The following is a 20,098-nucleotide window of genomic DNA, read 5'->3' as shown; positions in this document are numbered from 1 at the left end:
AGTTAGTATTGATGGTATTTAATTATTCAGCATGAAGTACTACAATGGTTCCAATGAGTTCTCCTTCTTTAATAGTTCCTTCTTTTACTGCAACAAAGATTGCGTATTCGAGACATCTTTCATGTTCGAAAGGAACAGGGGTTTCTTCTCCTAAGGATACCATGTTACCTAATTTGTGCTGAATGTATGCAGAAGGCATCAAAACTGTTTTTTTAGGCAAGCAAATTTTCGAAATGTTTATCGGTTTAATTTCGCCTGCTTTAATTTCAACAGTTTCTGCTGCAAAAACTGGGACTTTCTGACCAACTATTTCTAGTTTGGTTTCGCCCTGTTTTTTGCTTTCAATTTTTTCTTCAATTTCCTTAATTTTTCCAGTAATTCTGAACATAAAACCACCAGCGATGTTGAATTATGCTTCTTCAGCTTCTTTAGCATCCATTCTCGCTTTAATGATTTTCAATCTGAAGAAGTTCTCCCTCTCCATCTCTTCAAGTCTCATAGCGATGTATTTTTTGGTTGCGTTCATTTTTGGAATTACAACGTATTCAAGAGCGTTAACTCTTCTTTTGGTTGTGATAATTTCCTGAGCGAGTAATTTTATCGAAGTTTCGATTTCTGCAAGTTCTGTAATAAGTTCTAAAGCTTCTTCGAAGTTCTTTGCAGCTTCATCCAATTTTGAGGAAACTCCGTAAGGGCTGTAACCTCTATTTGAAATATCTCTTTTTACGTTTGAAATTTCAAATACTGGAACATCGATACCCATGATGTTTCTCATATCCACATCTAAGTCGATGTTATCATTTTTAGCTGCAAATGAAGCTTCTTTAACTGATAAAGTACCCATTACTGCCTGAGCCATTATCAAGTCTTTGTATGCTTGTGAAAGAGCATCATTTACTTTATCTCTTATTCCAGAAGCTTGATCAAGGATTTCAAAAAACTCCATCATAAGGGCGTCTCTTTTTTGTTTCAAGAGTTTGTGTCCTTTTTCTGCAAGTTTAATTTTTCCTTTCAACTTTAGAAGTTCCATTCTTGTAGGGTTTACGTCTGCCATTGCTATCCCCCTAGATTAATAAAATGGGAATAATTCAGCTTCTGAATTATTTTTTAGGTAAGTATTTTTCAATTAATTCGTCGGAAACTCTCTTGAGTTCTTCTCTAGGTAAGATTGTTAATAAATCCCAGACATAATCAAGTGTTTCTTCAATGCTTCTGTCTTCATCTACTCCTTGAGTAACAATGCTGTTTTCGAAAGCATCAGCGAATTTTAAGAATGATCTGTCTCTTTCGGTTAGTGCTTCTTCCCCAACAACCGCTACAAGGTCTCTTAAACCTCTACCTTCAGCGTATGCAGCGTATGCTTGGCTGATAACTTTTGAGTGGTCGTCTCTTGTTTTTCCTTCACCTTGGCCGTTACCTGCAAGCCTTGAAAGTGATGGCAAGATGTCAACTGGTGGGTAGATACCTTTCCTGTTTAATTCTCTTGAAAGCACAATCTGTCCTTCGGTAATGTAACCTGTAAGGTCCGGGATTGGGTGTGTAATATCGTCATCAGGCATTGTAAGAATTGGAATCTGTGTTACTGTTCCTTCTCTACCTTTAACTCTTCCTGCTCTTTCGTAGAGGCAAGCTAAGTCAGTGTACATGTAACCAGGGTAACCTCTTCTTCCAGGTACCTCGTTTCTTGCAGCTGCAATTTCCCTTAATGCCTCACAGTAGTTTGTAAGGTCAGTTAAGATAACAAGCACGTGCATTCCTTTTTCGTATGCAAGGTACTCTGCAGTTGTGAGTGCAATTCTTGGTGTAAGAATTCTTTCAATTGCAGGGTCGTCTGCTAAGTTAATGAAAACAACCGCTTTTTCCAAAGCACCGGTTTTCTTAAATTCATCCATGAAGTAGTTTGATTCTTCACCAGTGATACCCATTGCAGCAAATACTACCGCAAACTGTTCACCTTCTCCTCTTACCTTAGCTTGTCTTGCAATTTGTGTAGCAAGCTTGTTGTGTGGTAAACCGGATCCTGAGAAGATCGGGATTTTTTGACCCCTAACGAGTGTGTTTGTACCATCGATTGTTGAAATACCAGTTTGAACAAACGCGTTTGGCGGGTTTCTTGAAACTGGGTTCAATGGGTAACCGTTGATATCTAATTTTTTCTCAGCGATGATTTCTGGTCCGCCATCGAGTGGTTTTCCTGCACCGTTGAAGATTCTACCGAGCATATCGTATGATACACCGATTTTTGCAGTGTCTCCTGTAAATCTTACTTTTGTTTCACTGGTGTTTAATTCTGAAGTTCCTTCAAATACCTGAACAACAGCAATTTCTTCTCTAGCTTCTAGAACTTGCCCGGTTCTTTTGTCTCCGTTTGGAGTTGTAATATCTACAATTTCACCGTAAGCAATTCCTTCGATTCCATCAATAACCATTAAAGGACCAGCAATTCTGGAGACGGATGTGTATTCTATGGTTTTTTGCATAGCGTCCATGATAACCCTCCTTACAGTTTAAAATTAAATTAGGTTATTTGATTAAAGCACCTAATTCGGATTCCATTTTGTTAATGATTTCAGGTACTTTCGTGTTTACAAATTCTTCTTCAACTAAGTATTTCATTCTTGCAATGTCTCCTTTTACAGTAACAGCTGAAATACCTGCTGGGTCAGCACCTTTAGCAACTGCATCTAAACCTTTCTTGTAGAACGTCATGATGATTTTCAACATGTGGTACTGTTTTATTGGTGAACAGTAGCTGTCTACTTCGTGGTATGCATCTTGCTGTAAGAAGTCTTCTCTTAACATTCTTGCAATTTCTAAGATAACTCTTTCTCTGTCTGGAAGTGCATCTGGACCAACAAGTTGAACAATTTCTTGGAGCTCAGCTTCTTTTTGGAGTAAGCTCATTGCTTCATCTCTTAATGATCTCCAGTCTGCTGCGGTGTTTTGTTGCCACCAGCCAGCGATGTCGTCAATATAGAGTGAGTAACTTGTTAACCAGTTGATTGCAGGGAAGTGTCTTCTTCTTGCAAGGTTTGCATCCAATGCCCAGAACACCTTAACAATTCTTAATGTGTTTGATGTAACTGGTTCTGAGAAGTCACCACCTGGTGGTGATACTGCACCTACAATACATACGAATCCTTGTTTGTTTTCTGAACCTAAACATTCAACTCTTCCTGCTCTTTCGTAGAACTGAGCAAGTTTTGATGAAAGGTATGCAGGGTATCCTTCTTCCCCAGGCATTTCTTCGAGTCTACCTGAGATCTCTCTCATTGCTTCTGCCCATCTTGATGTTGAGTCAGCAGTTAAGAGAACACCGAGTCCTTGGTCTCTGAAGTATTCTGCAATTGTAATTCCGGTGTATACTGAAGCTTCCCTAGCAGCTACCGGCATGTTTGATGTGTTTGCAATTAATACGGTCCTGTCCATTAATTTGTTTCCTGTTTTGATATCATCCAAGTGTGGGAACTCTTCGATAACTTCTGTCATCTCGTTACCTCTTTCTCCACAACCGATGTATACCACAACATCCACGTCAGACCATTTAGCAAGCTGGTGTTGTGTAACAGTTTTTCCACTTCCGAATGGACCTGGAATTGCTGAAGCACCTCCTTTTGCAAGTCCGAAGAATGTATCTTCAACTCTTTGGCCAGTAATTAATGGAATTACTGGAGCTTGTTTTCCTTTTGATGGTCTTGGCTTTCTTACAGGCCATTTTTGCATCATTTGTATTTCTTTTTCGCCATCAGCGGTTTCAACAACTGCAACTGTTTCTTCAACAGTGAAGCTGCCTGATTTAATTTCTTTGATTTTACCGCTAACTCCGAAAGGAATCATGATTTTGTGAACGATTGATGCAGTTTCTTGAACTGTACCGATAACGTCCCCAGTTATAACTTCATCTCCAACTGCTGCAGTAGGTTCAAAGTCCCATTTAATTACTCTTGAGATTGATGGAACGCTTACTCCTCTTGGGATGTAAATTGAATCTGTAGCATTTTCGATTTCGTTTAAAGGTCTTTGAATACCATCGTACATTGCTTTTAACATACCAGGGCCGAGCTCTACGGATAATGGAGCACCAGTTCCTGTAACTCCTTCTCCTGGTTTGATACCAGCGGTTTCTTCATAAACCTGAATGATTGCTTCGTCCTCAGTTAACTGAATGATTTCCCCGGTTAAACCTTCGTTTCCTACTTTAACCACTTCAAACATCTGGGAACCTTTCATGCCTTCGGCAACAACAACCGGACCGGATATTTTGATAATTTTACCGACGACCATATTTTCACCTCAGAATTACTTAATGTCAACACCAACAGCGTTTCTTACTAATACTTTCACAGGATCATTTTCTCTGACAATAGGACCGTTTTTGTCAGGTACTTCTACAACAACTTTTTTTACACCTGAAATAGTATCTCTTATTTCTTCACCGATTCTCTCAGTGGTAATAATTAATCCTATTTCGGAGTTGCTGTTTAATTCTTCTATTGCCTTTGCAGCTTGTTCAGGGGATTTAACTTCGTAGACATCTGTAAGTCCAGCAAGTCTGAACCCAACTACTACATCAGGATCTCCAACTACACCGATTCTCATAATATCACTTTACAATCGTTTTTAGGATACCAGTATCTCCCTGATTTCACTTGCAGACAGGCCTTCGATTTTACCTTTAATGATAATTTTCAAATTTCTTATCTCAAGTTCTTTCGAGGTAATGAGTCCAATTATCGGGCCTATTCCAAATGGCTGTCTGAGTGATAATTTTTTACCCATTTTAACCAAGTAACTGTCAAGAGCTTTTTCAAATACATAAACTGATTTAGTTTTTTCAAATTCTTCGAGGTTTTCAGCCATCATTGGGGCATATTTTGTGCCTTCAAGTGAACTGATAACTCCTTCGATTGATTCTACATCAGCGAGCTCTTTTAACTTCCAAGAAGCAAGTTCGTATCCTTTGCTTGTTGTATAGTTGGATATAGCTTCGGATGATAATCCATCAGCTTTTCCTTTAAGGATGATTTTCAAGTTTTCAATGTCGATCATTGTTCCGATAAATTCTTTGAACAAGTCTTTTTCGGTACCATCAACACTCACGTTTTTCCAGAGGTTTTCAAGGATTAATTTATCGAGTGACATCTCAAGGGTAGTTAATTTGCCATTTTGCTCGTATTGTGTTAATCCTTCTGAAAGTACGCTTGAATAACCAGTTCCTTCTAAAGCACTTACAATTTCTTCAATTGCTTTAGTTTCACTTAATTCTCTTAATTTGCTTTCAGGAATTGTTCCAAGTGGGATCAATAATTTGAAAGTTTCTTCAGCATCCAAACCAACATATTTTGCTCTGAGAAGTGTTTTAATGTTTTTAACATCAAATTTCTTTTCAAGCAATTTTAATATTTTTCTTGCTCCATCTGGAGAGATATTTGCAAGTGTTTGGTAAACGTGTGCTAAATGAATATCCAATGCCTTTTCAACAACGACTGGGTCTTCACTTTGCCCCATAACTTCGGATAAGTATGGCCCGTAGTCGGTATCTTCCAAGAATCCAATTAACTCAGTAGTTCCTGCAGATTCGATTAATTCATTTATTTTGTGGTCTTTTAATAATCTAGACTCCATACTTCTTACTCTTGCATTAACGTAAGCAAATGGAGCAGTTTCTGACAAGTATCTTATCAGGAAGATCATAATAACCAAGAATATAGCGATTCCTGCAAGTACAAATAAAGTCATGAATACATCAGTAGGCATTCCTGCTGATTCCATTAACTGTGTTAAAGCATCTACCATCTAAATCACCTTAGAACAACATTTCAGCGATTTTAGCTCTGACTGAATCTAAATTCCTTTCAAATGTTGCTTCGAGGCTGTTGTCAGATACTTTTGTTTTATCAGCAGTTTTTATGATACAACCGCCAATAATAGATTTAGCTTCGCCTTTTTTCAATACTGTGACTTTTTTGAGTCTATCTTCCATTTCTTTTTCGAGAGCCCAAAGTGTTGAGTCATCGATTACTTCAAAGTCTTTTTTGTTGAGTAACAATTCTAATTCGCCGCCGCCTACTGAGTAAACTCCGGAAATTATCAATTTCAACAAAATGTCTTTGTATTCTTCTTTTTGAGGTAATTTTACTAAATCTTCCTCTAATTTTTCGAGAGTCAACTGGATAGTTTTTTCTCTTTCTTCAAGCAATTTTTTCTTTGCGGAGAGTCTTGCTTCAGCTAAAATTCTGTTTTTAGTCATTTCAGCATCTTTTTCTCCTTTTTTAGCTATTGCTTGCTCTTTTTTTGAAGCTTCTTCCTTAGCTTCAGTTAATATTGCTTCTTTTTCATTAAGAGCTTCAGCCAAAATTTTTTCGGCATTTTTATTTGCATCTTCTACGATTTTGGATGTTATCTTTTCCGCTCCCATCGTAACACCTTCGGAATTGGATTTAAAGTATTTAGAAACCCTGAGTTTCGTTTATTTTAATTAAAACATGATACCGAGCATGATCAAGATTGCTATCAATAAACCGAAGATAGCGAAAGTTTCCGGCATAACTGCTAAAACTAAACCTTTACCCATTGCATCAGGATCTCTAGCTGTAGCTCCAATTGCACCTGCAGCTGTGATACCTTGACCGATACCTGAAAGACCAGCGAAACCAACAGCTAAACCAGCACCGAGTGCAGCAATTGTTGTAACTCCTGGGCTTGCAAATACTCCAACTAAAAGAAGGATTGCAACTAATAAACCGTAAATTGCCTGAGTTTCTGGAAGAACGGAGAAAACCATTGCTTTACCGAAAATTCCATCATCTTCAGCAACAGCACCTAAACCAGCAGCTGAAGCGATACCTTGACCGATTGCTGATAAACCAGCTAAACCTGTACCGATACCTGCAGCGAGCATTGCCCATTCAGGAGCGCTTTTGAATACGAATAAGATTAAGATTGCGACAAGGAAACCATAGAGACCTTGGGTTTGTGGTAATGCCTGGAAAACAATTGCAGTACCGAATTTGTTTGGGTCTTCTGCAACGACACCAGCACCGCTAGCACCTGTGATACCAGCACCGATACCTGAACCGAGACCAGCGATACCTACTGCTAAACCAGCACCTATAGCTCCGAGTAATAATGGGTTTTCAAATACCATCATAAGCACCTCGTTTCGAATCATTCATATTAGATTATTTTTCATTTTTTTAATTAATTTGAAGTGTATTCTCTTTTAGCTTTGAATGGGGAGAATCTCTTTCCTCCACCTTCATAGTATTGGCCAAAGAACTCTACGTAATGTAGCCTCAATGAGTGGATGAATGAACCAAGACCATTCATAACAAAGTTGAATGCGTGACCAAATACGAGCATTACTATTGCAATTAAAATACCGATTACTGGAACTGCATCTCCCAATAATTTAGCCATAATGTTTACAGCCATTGCAAGACCACCTGTAGCTAAACATAAAGCTAAAAGCCTTGCGTAAGAGAGAACGTTACCTAAAAATCCTGTAATATCCATTGCACCGAGTAAAGCATCGAGAATGCCACCATTCATGAATCCTTTAATCATACATAATGCGATTACTGCGATTACTGCACCGCCTGCAATCATCATGTTTCCGGTTACTACTGTAGCAACTATTGCAAGTATCAATAATATCCACATACCTTGATTCAAGAATGCATCTAAAACTGATCCTTTTGACAATGATTCCTTAAGACCAACTGTTAATCCAATGAATAGGTGAATAATACCTGCTACAATTGAGAATAACAAGATTGCCATAGGTCCATTGTTTACATCAATTCCACCAAGACTGAGTAATGGTTTTGCTGCACTGATGTATGTGCTTTCACCAAGCGGGTTTACAAGCGCAAATCCTGTAGTGTAGATGTCCATTCCAAGGAACTGGTACATAAAGTCACCAAGGTAGCCACCTGTTAATATTCCAAAGAATACTGTTGAAAGACCTGAGAGTGTTAATATATATCCCAAGTTGTATGCACCATTGCTCACTTTACCCATTCTTTTCCAGAGTACAAGACCAGCCAAGGTTAACAATAAACCATAAACCGCATCAGTAAGCATAATACCGTAGAATATTAAAAATCCAGGCATTATCATCATTGTAGGGTCGATTTCGTTGTATTTTGGCGGTGCGTACATTTCTGTAAGCATTTCGAATGGTTTTACAGCTTTTGCATTGTCGAGCATAACTGGTATTTTTTCAACTGGTTCATCAGGTTCTGAAACTTCAACAACTGCGTATCCTTCTGAAGCGCTTTCGATGATTTCCTGAACCTTTTTAACATGTTTCTTAGGAGTCCAAGCTTCAATGAGGTGCGTCCTTTCGGTTTTACCAGTCATTGAGTATGCTTCAGCTCTTTCTTTTTCAATTTCAAGAACTTCATGCAAAACTAAGACTTCTTCAGTCCATTTTTTGGAAAGTGCGTTCAATTTTTCTAAAATAGCTTTTGTTTCGTTTTCGATACCTAAAAGTTCTTTTTCAGTATCATTGAAAATCTCTGATGGAGTTCCTTCAACATTAGCGATGTCAAGTCTTTCAAAACCAGACTTTCTAAGTTCTGCGCTAACAACATCTGCACATTGTTTCAATGTAGCGACAATTACTGGAATTTTTTGTTCCTTTTCGCTTTTATTTACTGGATTTCCTTTTACAATTTCAACGTATCCTTCTGTAGCTTCTTCTAATGAAGATTCTAATTCAGACATATTTTCTTGTGAAACAAGTCCAGAAACAATATATGTGTAAGATCCTTCCCCGAGGAATTTCAAATCAAGATCAAAACCAGATAAATATTTAACACTGTCTTTTAACATTTCAAGAATAGTTTTTCTATTTTCAAGTTCGGCCAGCTTACTAGCGGGTTCTGAGATTTCTCCTTCAACGCTCTCGAGAACGTTTTCTACATTGGAGATAATTTCTTCAGATGATGAAAATGAAAGTTTCTTCTTTGCGGGTACTTTTGGGTTAAGTACGCCTGAAAGACCTGCTTTTTCTCCTACACTGACGTTTGAAAATAAGTCTAATATTCTACTTACTTTAATTGTCAATGAGGCAACATTTCTACCATACTCGGCTGATGGAGCTGGCGTCATAAGCGCATTCCATTCAGGGTCTTCGAGTTTCGTAGATAAGTCGTATAACTCCACTAGCCCGCTTTCATGGAGTTGTCTAATGACAGGATCCACTTTTTCATCCAAGATGACCGCTCTAATTTTGTTCATTCTTGCGGGTCTCAATAAAACCACCTTTCAAGTTTTGACAACGGGAAATTAGAATTCTATTACATCTTCCAATTTGATGTTTAATATTTTGACTTTAGCAATGTTTGCCATTTCAGCAATTGCTTTGCCTTCTTTAGCCATTATTTCATCGGCTTTTTCTTTAGCTTCTTTTTCGTATTTAGAAACTAATTCTTTCGCAGATGCTTCTGCAGTAGTTTCAGCGTCAGAAATAATAGTTTTACCTTCTTCTATTGCAGCAAGCTTTATTTCTGCTGCTTTTTTCTTAGCTTCTTCTATCGCATTCACAGCATTATTTTCTGCATGCTTTATTTCCCTAATGGTATCTATAGCACTCACAGAATAACCTCCTTTGAAGAATAATTAGTATATCCCGTAGAATACATATATATATTTTATTACTTCCGAGATTTTTAATTAGCGATTAATTTTACTGTTTAAAATCACTACGTGCAATATTTTAAAGCAGTCACCATAAATATATCAAGGTTATTTATGCCATTTTGGTTTTTTAAAGATTTTAATACAAAAAATCTTATTATTTGAATATTTAATATAATTGATATACCTTTCGAAATGATTTTGAAAAAAGGTATTATTTGTGGTATGGTTCACCATTAATGATTCTAAAACTTCGGTATACTTGTTCTAAAAGAATTACTCTCATTAACTGGTGAGGAAACGTCATTTTTGAAAAAGATAGTTTAAAATCTGAAATTTCAGAGATATTTTTAGATAATCCTAACGATCCGCCGATAATAAATGTTATATCACTTTTTCCAGAAATTGAAAGGTCGTTTATTTTTTTTGCAAGACTCTCAGAAGTTAGTTCTTTTCCCAAAATTTCAAGAGTTATTAAAAATGAGTCTTTTTTCAAATATTTTAAGATTCTTTCAGCTTCCTTTTCAAGTATTTTTGATTTTTCAACTTCGCTTGGATTTTCAGGGGTTTTTTCATCGGCAACTTCAATAATATCGATTTTTGAATACCTTGAAATTCTTTTCGAGTATTCATTAATTGCATCGCTCAAATATTTTTCTTTTATTTTTCCAACCGAAATAATTGTTATATTCATAATTTTTCCACGTTAAAATTTTAAATTTTTATAAAAATTAAAAAAGAATATGGATTTGAAATATTTAAAAAAATAGGAATTATTGTTTAATGAATTTTTTTGCAATATCCATAATGTTTTCGGAAATTACAAATTTGGTGTTATCTTTTAATGTGTTTGTTGTCACATCAAGAGCCTTATAGAGTTGGGCTTCATTTTTAAAGTATGTCTGAGCAGATTCTGCAACAATCTGGATTGCTTTTGCCTGACCTTCTGCTTCAATTTTCATACTTTCTGCACTACCTTGAGCTTTTAAGATTTTACTCTGTTTTTCTCCTTCTGCTTCTAAAATAGCTGCTCTTTTTAACCTTTCAGCTTTCATCTGTTGGGTCATTGCATTTTTAATGTCAGTTGGCGGTTCAATTTCTCTTAATTCAACCTTTTCAACTTTTACACCCCATGCATCAGTATCCCTATCGAGCGTTTCTAAAAGCTGTGAGTTGATGTATTCTCTTTTATTCAGCGCATCATCGAGTTCAAGGCTACCAATTATTGCTCTCAATGAAGTCTGTGCAAGGTTTATAATTGCGTACTGGAAGTTTTGAACTTCTAAAATTGCCCTGTTTACATCCATTACCCTGTAGTAGATAACTGCATCGATTCTAACTCCTGCGTTATCTCTTGTAATCATTTCTTGTGGTGGAACATCGATTACTTTGGTTCTCACATCGACCTTTATCGGTACATCGATAAATGGAATTATGAAGTTAACTCCTGGATTTAATCTTCCCCTAACTTTTCCAAGCCTGAATACCAGCCCTAATTCAAACTGGTTTACAATAATAACTGATTTTATGATTAAAACCAGTATGAATATACCAAATAACAAATTAAGCCAAAAAGACATAAATTTCCCTCCAAATGTATTAAGTAAAAATCATTTTTAATTTTTGTGTTTATTCGGATAATTCTTCAATGAGTAAAGATACTCCTTCAATTCCTGTAACAACTACTTTTGAACCTTTTTTTATTGGTATTTCAGATTTTGCCTGCCATCTCTCCCCATGTATTATGACGTGACCGTAATTATTTTCACCAATTTCGTCAACGAGGTCCCCGTGTTCACCGATTAAGTTTTCAGCACCGATTTTTACATCCAAACCGGTTCTGTAAACAAATCTTTTCATAATGTATGCAGTGATCAATCCTGCAAGTATTGCTGAAGGAAGCGCCCATTGTGGCGCATAAAGTAAGAATATACCATAGATCAGTACGGCAACACCCGCCACTGGAAAATTGAGTCCTGGAAGAAATGCTTCGAGAAGTATTAATCCCATACCGATTATAATTGTTATATAACCTAATTCCATAACGCACCCTTAAAGATTAGATTATTCTGTAGAAATATAACAAATAATGTATTTGAAAAGAACAATATATAGTTTATTGAATTATATCTGGAATTTTATCGATAATCGCGTTTAAAATTTCATCAAAAACTTGGGTTATCGATTTTGAAGTTGTGTCAATAATAATAAATCCATATTTTGGCATGAATTTTTCATTTTCTGAATTTATGAGGCTGTAGTATCCTTCTTTTATTTTTTTCTGAATTTCTATTTTTTCAAATATTTCTTTTTCCCGGGATTCCATTCTTTTCAAAGCTTCATTTAAATCAACATCGAGCAAAACTACAAGGTCCGGAGTTTTTGCATAATCATTGATTGTATAAATGAAGTCTTTTGGAATTCCCTGAGACATTTGGTAAACGATTGAAGAATAAACATATCTGTCAGAAACCACGTGGGATTTTTTTAAATCTTCTTCAATTTTTGAAACGTGTTCAACCCGATCTGCGGCAAAAAGGAGTGCAAGTGTTTCTTTTTGGCATTTTGAACCAGATAATATTTCGCGGATCGACTTTCCAATTTTTCCATCTGTTGGTTCAAAGGTAAATTTCGCATTTAATTTTTCAGCAATGAGTTTCGCCTGAGTGGTTTTTCCACAGCCATCGATACCTTCAAAAACGATAAATTTGTTCATGTTATTACCAATAAAAAAGAGATTAATTAGTGTTTTTGTCTTAATTTGTTATAGTATGATAATTTTAATCTCATTATTTCTTCTTTTATGCTCCATGTACCGTAATTTTCTAATTTTTCAAGTGTAGGCATGACTTTTTCAAGTATTTTGGGATCCTTTTGACCGAATTTTTTCAATGTAAGGAGAGTTTTTAAAATAACCGATTCGTCTCCGTCATTTAAAAGGCCGATAATTTTTGGAATCGCAGGTTTTATTAGTTCAGGATCAATATCTGCTAAAATTCCTAAAGCCGCATTTTTAACCTTCCAGTGCGGATCATCTAACTTTTCCATTACAATATCTAAATATCCGTAATGACCTTCATTGATAAAATCTCGAACTGATTGGAGTGCTTCTACTTTTATAGTCCAGTCTCCACTTTCAAGGAGGTTTTCAATACGCCTTATTCTATCGTACGCATTTGTTTGGGTTGATGGCTGTACTGTACGCCCAAGTTTTTCTAAAATATCTTTTGATATTTTTGAGATCATTGGATTTTTGTCTTCAGCGCACTCAAGGCACCAATTTATAATTTCGTAGTGATAGTGGTCAGCTCTTGGATTTTTAAGGAGATTTTCAAGTATTTTGTAAGCGTATGCCCTTCTATACCAATGTTCGTCATTTTTAAATTTCGAAACTACAGTCATTAATTTTTCGATATTATCTATTTCTTTGTCTCTGACGCTAAGTGTATAGAATGCTTCGTCGATTCCAGGATCACCATTTTTTATGATTTCAAGCAGTTCTTCGTTACTTTTGAAGAAATAATTTATCGAAATCTTCATATCAATTTTCGGACTTCCATAATTGATTTTTTCAAGCAGTATTCCAGCACGTTCCCTTATTTCAAATATTTTATCAAATAATGAAATATGGATAAGATCTGTTATGAAATTGTCAACAAACTGGAGATTTAATACGGATATTTTGTCAAGTATTGATATTCCAAGCATTCTAACTTTCCAGTTATTTTCAGTTAAATGCATTTTTATAAGCAGTTTCATCGAATTTTGACTTTCTTCTGAGCTATATATTAAATAATCGTTTAATTTTCCATAAAGTTCTTCGGACGATACGTCAATATCTATTCCATAAAGAATACAGAATATGTCACAACCGAAAGTGTAATGCGTCCTGCAAATGTCAACAAGCATCGAAACAACTTTTTCATCATGTTGATTTTGTTTTAAAAGGTATTTTATGATTCCAACTGATGAATAAGGGAATATTTCCAAGTAATCTTTAAAATTATCCAATGTAATATCCTTTTTATCCAGTTCTGTATCGAAATCGTATTTTAATATTAATTTCGCAACTTCGGAAACAATTTTTGTAGGGTCGTTCAATGAAATGTACATTAGATAACCCGCAAGTTCCGAAAGTTTATCCTCACAACCTTCAATTCCCTTTAAAAATTCGGAGAAACTTCTAAGTAGTAACACGTAATTTAACCTTACAAAGATATTTGGATCGTTTATTTTTAATAGTGGTTCCAAATGGCCGTCCAACGCTTCTAAAATATGAAATGGGTCTTCACTATTGTAAAGTATGGCCCTAACAATCCAGAGTCCTTGTGCACGAACCATCCCATAATTGTCTTCCATGGATTTTATTATAAGTTCAATTGAACTGTCAACATATTCGGAATTGTTTTTGGCCAAATTTCCAAGGTCATTCATCAGGTTAATTTTAGAAATCCAATGCTCAGAATTCCACGAATGTACGATTTCGCCAACACTGTTTCTTAGTCGCGCAGCAGAATTTTCATCAATATGTTCTGTTACATACGGATAATTATCCGGATTACTGAGTTCGTTTAAGAATTTCAATTTTACATCGTTTGAAATATCGGGCATTATAAGTCTATCGATAATCGAAAGGTATGTTGTAACGTGGTTGTCATTGAAGCAGGATAGAATCTGTTCAGAAGCCCTAGAATCTATTAATTGAATTGCAATTCCACGAATTAGTGAATTGGAATGATTTAAAAGATCCGAATTTGTTATTTTTTCTCCAATGGTGTAAAATCCTACCAATGCAGTAAATATTAAAAGCCAGTCTTTTTCGTTGTTAATTATTTTATTTACTTCGTGTATAAGTATAGTTTTTAAATAGGGTTTAGTTTGTGAAAGCATGCCTATTGTGTAAAACATTTTAGCTTTTACGTATCTATCCGTATTTGGAGATGTAAATAATTTCAATAAATCTTCCATTACTTCGTTATTTACATTTTCAGGGTTTTTTTCGATTAAAGATAGCGCCACAAATTTCATGACATGATCGGAGCTGTTTATCAATTTTTTAATATAGCTTGGGGGGTATTGTGCATTTAAATCAAGATGCAGGTAAACTTTATTTATTAAATCCACAATTTCATCAATCGTTTCATTATCTTCAGATTCCATTAATATCCATGAAAATATTCCTAATTTTAAATGGTTTTTATCTGTAATCGATTCAATAAGTTCAGGGAGTAAATTGTCGATTAATTCGGGATTAACAGGGGCCATTTTCCATATATTTACGATGGCGCTTAACTTTTCGTAGTAATCTTCCGAATGTATACTTTTTGAAAGCAATGTGCTGTATCTTGCAATTGCATACTTAATTAATGGTTTATTTAATAGTTCATTTGAAATTTCTTTAATTGCATTGTTTTCGCAATTCGAAAGTCTTAATAGGTGAGGTACTATTTTGTACGCCAATTGAGGATACTCTTTTATAATGTTGTTTGTGGCCCAAAGAGTTCGTGCTTGCATCACAGTTTTTGGAGATTCTAATTCAATAAGTAGATTTTTAATTACGTAATCTGCATCATCCTGTGTTTCGTAAGTAATGTTTCCTAACCTGTTTACAGCATCTAACTTTGTATACCAGCTTTCTTTTTTAAGGTCAGATACAATTCTTTTAATGTTCATGATTTCCCAAGTATTCTAAATCGTTAACTATATATTCTGAGTACTTTTGTCATATAGTATATACAAACAAATATAAAAATGGATGTTCAACATTATTATAGCTTTTATGTAGGTAAGGTTTAGGCAACTCTAAAAAATTCACCGGTGTAGTTTATGAATATCGACAAATTAAAACAAAAAATATTATCAAAAATCAGTCAGGAAGAACTAGAAAAAAAAGTAAAAGAAAAAATTGAAGAGAATTCTGGACTTCTTGGTGAGGAAAGTGCAGTAATGCTAGTTGCACAGGAACTCGGGATAGAAATAACATATGGTGATGAAGAGGAATACGATTTTACAATAAGTGATATTGCTGACGGGCAAAAAAATGTTGAAGTCACCGGAAAAATTATTGAAATTTCGCCTGCTAAAGATTTTAATCGAAAAGATGGTTCAACTGGAAAACTTGCATCAATTACCATTGGAGATAATACTGGAATTACACGACTTACGCTTTGGAACGACAAAACTGATCTAATTGAAGGATTAAAAAAAGGCGACGTTGTAAAAATTGAAAATGCATTTAGTAGAAAGTGGAACGACAAGGTTGAATTAAACAGCGGCTCAGAACTTTCAATTGACAAACTTAAAAAATACGATGAATCGAGATACCCCATTTTAAAAGAGAATTACAAAATTTCAGAATTAATGCCTAATTTATCTGGAACTATTAATGCAGAAGTTGTTGCTGCATACCCTAAAAAAGAATTTAGCAGAAAAGATGGAACAAAAGGCCAGCTAAAATCATTGATTTTAAAAGACGATACTGGAAGTATAAGGGGAACACTCTGGAATGAACTTGCAGATTTTGAAGTTAAAAAAGGAGATATTGCAGAAGTAAGTGGATATGTAAAACAGGGGTATTCAGGACTTGAAATTTCTGTTGACAATATTGGAATAGTTGAAGAATCTGCTAAGGAAGAAAAACCTGTTGAAAAAATGAATATTTCTGAACTTGCTGATTTTGATGGAGAATATGTAACAATCTCTGGAAATGTTGCGAACATCTCCGGCTCAAGAGAAGTTCAATTTAGCGATAGAACTGCAGAAGTTCAGGATATGTACTTAAACGATGGAACTGGAATGGTAAAAATTGCATTCTGGGGCGCAAACAGAAATATTCTTAACGATTTAAAAGAAGGAGATTATTTAAACGTTTCAAACTGTAAATTAAGAACTTACACAGACAATACTGGCGAAAAAAGAGCAGATTTAACTTACAACTACATGTCAGACCTTAAAAAAGATGAAACTGCAAGCGAAAAAATAGTTGAGAAAATAACTGCTATAGGGGATATTTTAAGCGGAAGTTCTGATAATGCTGATGTAACGGTTATTGGAATGGTTACAAATGCTTATCCCGTAAATGAATTTTCGAGAAGCAATGGTGGAACTGGAAAAGTTAGAAATATCGTGTTGGAAGACAGTACTGGAAGCATCAGGATGGCTCTTTGGGACAGTGATGCAGAAATCGAAATTTCTGAAGGCGACGTTGTAAAATTAATACATGGGTATGCTAAAGAAAGTGGCGAATACATGGATTTATCAACAGGAAGATTTGGAAGAATCGAGGTAAATCCCGAAGGAATTTCAATAAAATCTCCAAGAAATTACATTGCAGAGCTTGAAGATGGTATTTCCACCGAAATTAGTGGAACTGTTGTAGACTACAGAAAACAGGATGTAATTCTTAGTTTATGTCCAAACTGCAGAAAAAGATTGAATTTAGTCGATAACAAATACATGTGTGAAGTTTGTGGAGAAGTTGCGCCAAACGAACTTTTAGTTTCAAATTTAACAATTGACGATGGAACTGGTGTTATTAACTGCAGATTATATGGAAATAACGTTGAAAAAGTAACAGAACTTTCAAAAAATAAATTAAAAGAAATGAATTTAGATGCACTTTCAAATGTGCTTGGAAAAGATGTTTTATTCTATGGAACACCTTCATTTAGAAACGATGAATTAGAATTTGCAGTAAAAAGAGTTAATTTTGTAGATGCATCAAAAGAATTGGAAGTTTTAAAACAACACTAACTTTTTTATTTTTTTTAATTTTGGATAACATATATATATTTAGATTTAGATAGTAAATAGGGCGCATAACTCAAGTGTTTTTATTTTTATTCATTTTAACAGTAAAACGGTGGTTTAATGAAAAACAAGGTTGTTGTAGTAACTGGAGTACCTGGCGTTGGCGGTACAACTGTGACACAAAAAGCAATGGATATCTTATCAGAAGAAGGTTTAAACTATAAAATGGTTAACTTTGGAAGTGCAATGTTTGAAGTTGCAAACGAAGAAGGACTCGCTTCAGATAGGGACCAGATGAGAAAATTAGACCCTGAAACCCAAAAAAGAATCCAAAAAATGGCTGGAAGAAAAATTGCTGAAATGGCGAAAGAATACCCTGTTGCAGTAGATACGCACAGCACGGTAAAAACACCTAAAGGATACTTACCTGGACTTCCTGCATGGGTTTTAACTGAATTAAATCCAGATATGGTAATTGTTGTTGAAACAGACGGCGACGAAATCTTAATGAGAAGATTAAGTGACGAGTCAAGGAAAAGAGATCTCGAAACAACTGCAAGCATCGAAGAACACCAATTCATGAACCGAGCTGCTGCAATGAGCTACGGTGTTTTAACTGGTGCAACTGTAAAAATCGTTAAAAACAAAAACGGTCTCGTTGACAACGCAGTTGAAGAATTAATTTCAGTTTTAAGATAATCTATATATATTTTAACTTTTTTAATTGTTTTAATATTTTATATTATGATAAAGGGGAAAAAACATGTTTGAATCTATTTATTCCGCATTTTACAATGCACTGGATGCGATTTTTTTACCGATGGTACAAACAATGGATCCTGCAATTTTTATATTCGTAACTGCTTTTTTAGTATCGTTTATTATTAATTTGGCGACCAAAGTCTTGGTAAATCAGGACAGGATGGCAGAACTGAAAAACGAACTTCAGGAATTCCAGGTAAAAGCGAAAAAAGCATCAAAAGATCCTGAATTAATGGCTGAACTCCAAAAAGAACAGCAAAAAATGATGACCATGCAAATGGAAATGATGAAAATGAGTTTTAAACCTATGATTTACACATGGGTTCCAATTATCATCATATTTGCTTATTTAAGACACGTATATGACTTTGGTGGAATTTATCACACAATGATGCCAGCATGGGATGGAGCTATAGTTCAACTCCCAGTGATCATTTCAAAAATCATATTTATTGGAATCTGGCACTGGATCGGCGGAATATTCTACCACGGCGGTTTTGGTGTAGTTTCAGACACTATACTCGGATGGCTTGGATGGTATATATTATGTTCAATGGGAACATCAATGGTTCTTAGAAAGTTAATGGGTATAAAATAACTAAATAATTATTAAATACACTTATTTTTTTTAGAAAACTGTATTTTCAGTTCTTTTAACTGTTTTTTTATAAATTTACGCTTTTACTGGAACAAAATAACCTTAAAACATATATATTAGATTTACTGATTTAATTTTACAAATCTAAAATGTAATTCGAGGTAAATTATGTTAAAATTTAAAATCCTCCTAATTTTAACGGCTTTTATGATTTTAATTTCAGGATGCATTTCAAATTCCGAAAATGCGGAAAAAGAAACACTGGTGGTTGGAATAACTCCTGAATGCTACCCAATAAACTACATGGATGCAGGAATTCACAGTGGATTTGAAATCGAATATATCACTGGAATTGCAGAAAAAATGAATATGGAACCGGAATTTCGAATTTATGAATTTGCAAATCTTTTACATGCTGTAGAAACAAATCGGGTGGATTGTGCAATATCTTTAATCACAGTAACTCCTGAACGAGAAGAACTCGTAGTATTTTCAAAATCCTATATAAATACAACGAGTATCCAAGTTGTTGATAAAAATACTGGAATTGAAACAGTAGACAACTGCACTGTCGGAGTTATAAAAGGAACTGTTCAAGATGGATGTGCAATGAGACTTAAGGAAAACCATGAATTTATATTATATAAATATAGAACAACTACCGAACTGGAACGGGCATTCGATCAAGAAAAAATCAATGTAATGATTGTTGATGAAATATACTTTGAATACGTACTTTATCCTGAAAATAACAATTTAACAAGCATTTTTGAATGCCCATTTGGCGAAAATATCTCAATTGCAGTAAATAAAGAAAACACTGAATTATTAAGCGATATTAATAATGCAATAACTGAATTGGAAGAAGATGGAACTTACGATAATCTAAAAAATAAATGGTTATTAAATGAATAAAATTTAGATGTAGTAATCGACTATAAAATAAAATAAAACACTAATTTCATCCATATCTTTAAATTCAAAATCTGGAATTTCATTTTCAGTAGGGTTGTAGTAGTCATTGCTTAGATTTTTGAACAAAACTTCAACTTTGATATTTTCTGGAAGATTTTCTTTGAAATATTTACTTTTTGAAATAATTTCTTCTATAACTGACTTAACTTCTAAGGCAGTGAATTTTTCTCCATTTTCTGGAACATATGTAATTTTTGTCTTTAACTTTTCTCGAGTTTCAAAAGTCATCCAGAAATCTCCAAACTCTGTTTTTGGAATTCTGTAATCTTTTATTTCAAAACTTCTCTGAATTGTATTTTTCATGAAAACCAACTTCTATAATTTTTATTTAACTTTTTATTTTTAATTCAGAATTAATATGCCTTATGA

At 34.6% G+C, this 20,098-nt stretch carries 20 protein-coding genes; 4 read left to right on the top strand and 16 right to left on the bottom strand.

The window, feature by feature from the left end:
* Positions 1-22: 22 nt before the first annotated feature.
* The 15 genes from HNP90_RS04685 to HNP90_RS04615 all read right to left on the bottom strand — a co-directional run bounded on the left by HNP90_RS04685 (position 23) and on the right by HNP90_RS04615 (position 15,318).
* Positions 23-388, bottom strand: coding sequence for a DUF22 domain-containing protein (locus HNP90_RS04685; protein ID WP_011976707.1), 366 nt, complete (start codon positions 386-388; stop codon positions 23-25).
* Between the two features lie 21 nt (positions 389-409).
* Entirely contained in the window at positions 410-1,054 is a 645-nt protein-coding gene (locus HNP90_RS04680; protein ID WP_011976706.1) for a V-type ATP synthase subunit D, read from the bottom strand.
* A 46-nt stretch (positions 1,055-1,100) separates the two neighbouring features.
* Positions 1,101-2,489: a V-type ATP synthase subunit B gene (locus tag HNP90_RS04675; RefSeq protein ID WP_011976705.1), complete on the bottom strand. Its 1,389-nt coding sequence runs from the start codon at positions 2,487-2,489 to the stop codon at positions 1,101-1,103.
* A gap of 34 nt (positions 2,490-2,523) precedes the next feature.
* Positions 2,524-4,284 (bottom strand): ATP synthase subunit A, encoded by a 1,761-nt coding sequence (locus HNP90_RS04670; RefSeq protein WP_011976704.1) that lies wholly within the window; start codon positions 4,282-4,284, stop codon positions 2,524-2,526.
* 15 nt (positions 4,285-4,299) lie between these two features.
* Positions 4,300-4,599 carry a V-type ATP synthase subunit F gene (locus tag HNP90_RS04665; RefSeq protein WP_011976703.1) on the bottom strand — a complete coding sequence of 100 codons (300 nt, stop codon included), beginning with the start codon at positions 4,597-4,599 and terminating at the stop codon, positions 4,300-4,302.
* A gap of 21 nt (positions 4,600-4,620) precedes the next feature.
* Complete coding sequence (locus HNP90_RS04660; RefSeq protein WP_011976702.1) at positions 4,621-5,796, bottom strand: V-type ATP synthase subunit C; 1,176 nt, start codon at positions 5,794-5,796, stop codon at positions 4,621-4,623.
* Between the two features lie 10 nt (positions 5,797-5,806).
* Complete coding sequence (locus HNP90_RS04655; RefSeq protein ID WP_011976701.1) at positions 5,807-6,418, bottom strand: V-type ATP synthase subunit E; 612 nt, start codon at positions 6,416-6,418, stop codon at positions 5,807-5,809.
* Between the two features lie 60 nt (positions 6,419-6,478).
* Positions 6,479-7,147: an ATP synthase subunit K gene (locus HNP90_RS04650; protein ID WP_011170984.1), complete on the bottom strand. Its 669-nt coding sequence runs from the start codon at positions 7,145-7,147 to the stop codon at positions 6,479-6,481.
* A 53-nt stretch (positions 7,148-7,200) separates the two neighbouring features.
* Complete coding sequence (locus HNP90_RS04645) at positions 7,201-9,261, bottom strand: V-type ATP synthase subunit I (RefSeq protein ID WP_011976700.1); 2,061 nt, start codon at positions 9,259-9,261, stop codon at positions 7,201-7,203.
* Positions 9,262-9,294: 33 nt separating this feature from the next.
* Positions 9,295-9,603, bottom strand: a complete 309-nt coding sequence (locus tag HNP90_RS04640; protein ID WP_011976699.1) for an ATP synthase subunit B family protein — start codon at positions 9,601-9,603, stop codon at positions 9,295-9,297.
* 256 nt (positions 9,604-9,859) lie between these two features.
* Complete coding sequence (gene rlmH, locus HNP90_RS04635) at positions 9,860-10,339, bottom strand: 23S rRNA (pseudouridine(1915)-N(3))-methyltransferase RlmH (RefSeq protein ID WP_011976698.1); 480 nt, start codon at positions 10,337-10,339, stop codon at positions 9,860-9,862.
* Between the two features lie 79 nt (positions 10,340-10,418).
* On the bottom strand, positions 10,419-11,225 hold the full coding sequence (locus HNP90_RS04630; protein WP_011976697.1) for an SPFH domain-containing protein: 807 nt from the start codon (positions 11,223-11,225) through the stop codon (positions 10,419-10,421).
* Positions 11,226-11,274: 49 nt separating this feature from the next.
* A complete protein-coding gene (locus HNP90_RS04625) occupies positions 11,275-11,688 on the bottom strand; it encodes an NfeD family protein (RefSeq protein ID WP_011976696.1) in 414 nt (137 codons plus the stop codon).
* A gap of 73 nt (positions 11,689-11,761) precedes the next feature.
* Positions 11,762-12,361, bottom strand: a complete 600-nt coding sequence (tmk, locus tag HNP90_RS04620; RefSeq protein ID WP_011976695.1) for a dTMP kinase — start codon at positions 12,359-12,361, stop codon at positions 11,762-11,764.
* 26 nt (positions 12,362-12,387) lie between these two features.
* Positions 12,388-15,318, bottom strand: coding sequence for a VHS/ENTH/ANTH domain-containing protein (locus tag HNP90_RS04615; protein ID WP_011976694.1), 2,931 nt, complete (start codon positions 15,316-15,318; stop codon positions 12,388-12,390).
* A 153-nt stretch (positions 15,319-15,471) separates the two neighbouring features.
* Between HNP90_RS04615 and HNP90_RS04610 the strand changes: the two genes are divergently transcribed.
* The 4 genes from HNP90_RS04610 to HNP90_RS04595 all read left to right on the top strand — a co-directional run bounded on the left by HNP90_RS04610 (position 15,472) and on the right by HNP90_RS04595 (position 19,669).
* Entirely contained in the window at positions 15,472-17,397 is a 1,926-nt protein-coding gene (locus tag HNP90_RS04610; RefSeq protein ID WP_011976693.1) for an OB-fold nucleic acid binding domain-containing protein, read from the top strand.
* 117 nt (positions 17,398-17,514) lie between these two features.
* Positions 17,515-18,093, top strand: coding sequence for an adenylate kinase (locus tag HNP90_RS04605; RefSeq protein WP_011976692.1), 579 nt, complete (start codon positions 17,515-17,517; stop codon positions 18,091-18,093).
* Between the two features lie 64 nt (positions 18,094-18,157).
* Positions 18,158-18,754 carry an EMC3/TMCO1 family protein gene (locus tag HNP90_RS04600; protein WP_011976691.1) on the top strand — a complete coding sequence of 199 codons (597 nt, stop codon included), beginning with the start codon at positions 18,158-18,160 and terminating at the stop codon, positions 18,752-18,754.
* 168 nt (positions 18,755-18,922) lie between these two features.
* Entirely contained in the window at positions 18,923-19,669 is a 747-nt protein-coding gene (locus HNP90_RS04595) for an ABC transporter substrate-binding protein (protein WP_011976690.1), read from the top strand.
* A 3-nt stretch (positions 19,670-19,672) separates the two neighbouring features.
* Here the strand turns inward: HNP90_RS04595 and HNP90_RS04590 are convergent, their stop codons facing one another.
* On the bottom strand, positions 19,673-20,032 hold the full coding sequence (locus HNP90_RS04590) for a hypothetical protein (protein WP_011976689.1): 360 nt from the start codon (positions 20,030-20,032) through the stop codon (positions 19,673-19,675).
* Positions 20,033-20,098 lie beyond the last annotated feature (66 nt).

Origin of the sequence: Methanococcus maripaludis, assembly GCF_013760955.1 — an archaeon.
GTDB lineage: Archaea > AGJL01 > Methanococci > Methanococcales > Methanococcaceae > Methanococcus > Methanococcus maripaludis_A.
This window is presented reverse-complemented; position numbering and strand designations above follow the sequence as displayed.

Excerpts from the sequence above, each read along its gene's own strand:
- HNP90_RS04685 (WP_011976707.1), bottom strand. The coding sequence starts at position 388 with ATGTTCAGAATTACTGGAAAAATTAAGGAAATTGAAGAAAAAATTGAA.
- HNP90_RS04680 (WP_011976706.1), bottom strand. The coding sequence starts at position 1,054 with ATGGCAGACGTAAACCCTACAAGAATGGAACTTCTAAAGTTGAAAGGA.
- HNP90_RS04675 (WP_011976705.1), bottom strand. The coding sequence starts at position 2,489 with ATGGACGCTATGCAAAAAACCATAGAATACACATCCGTCTCCAGAATT.
- HNP90_RS04670 (WP_011976704.1), bottom strand. The coding sequence starts at position 4,284 with ATGGTCGTCGGTAAAATTATCAAAATATCCGGTCCGGTTGTTGTTGCC.
- HNP90_RS04665 (WP_011976703.1), bottom strand. The coding sequence starts at position 4,599 with ATGAGAATCGGTGTAGTTGGAGATCCTGATGTAGTAGTTGGGTTCAGA.
- HNP90_RS04660 (WP_011976702.1), bottom strand. The coding sequence starts at position 5,796 with ATGGTAGATGCTTTAACACAGTTAATGGAATCAGCAGGAATGCCTACT.
- HNP90_RS04655 (WP_011976701.1), bottom strand. The coding sequence starts at position 6,418 with ATGGGAGCGGAAAAGATAACATCCAAAATCGTAGAAGATGCAAATAAA.
- HNP90_RS04650 (WP_011170984.1), bottom strand. The coding sequence starts at position 7,147 with ATGGTATTTGAAAACCCATTATTACTCGGAGCTATAGGTGCTGGTTTA.
- rlmH (WP_011976698.1), bottom strand. The coding sequence starts at position 10,339 with ATGAATATAACAATTATTTCGGTTGGAAAAATAAAAGAAAAATATTTG.
- HNP90_RS04630 (WP_011976697.1), bottom strand. The coding sequence starts at position 11,225 with ATGTCTTTTTGGCTTAATTTGTTATTTGGTATATTCATACTGGTTTTA.
- HNP90_RS04625 (WP_011976696.1), bottom strand. The coding sequence starts at position 11,688 with ATGGAATTAGGTTATATAACAATTATAATCGGTATGGGATTAATACTT.
- tmk (WP_011976695.1), bottom strand. The coding sequence starts at position 12,361 with ATGAACAAATTTATCGTTTTTGAAGGTATCGATGGCTGTGGAAAAACC.
- HNP90_RS04615 (WP_011976694.1), bottom strand. The coding sequence starts at position 15,318 with ATGAACATTAAAAGAATTGTATCTGACCTTAAAAAAGAAAGCTGGTAT.
- HNP90_RS04610 (WP_011976693.1), top strand. The coding sequence starts at position 15,472 with ATGAATATCGACAAATTAAAACAAAAAATATTATCAAAAATCAGTCAG.
- HNP90_RS04605 (WP_011976692.1), top strand. The coding sequence starts at position 17,515 with ATGAAAAACAAGGTTGTTGTAGTAACTGGAGTACCTGGCGTTGGCGGT.
- HNP90_RS04600 (WP_011976691.1), top strand. The coding sequence starts at position 18,158 with ATGTTTGAATCTATTTATTCCGCATTTTACAATGCACTGGATGCGATT.
- HNP90_RS04595 (WP_011976690.1), top strand. The coding sequence starts at position 18,923 with ATGTTAAAATTTAAAATCCTCCTAATTTTAACGGCTTTTATGATTTTA.
- HNP90_RS04590 (WP_011976689.1), bottom strand. The coding sequence starts at position 20,032 with ATGAAAAATACAATTCAGAGAAGTTTTGAAATAAAAGATTACAGAATT.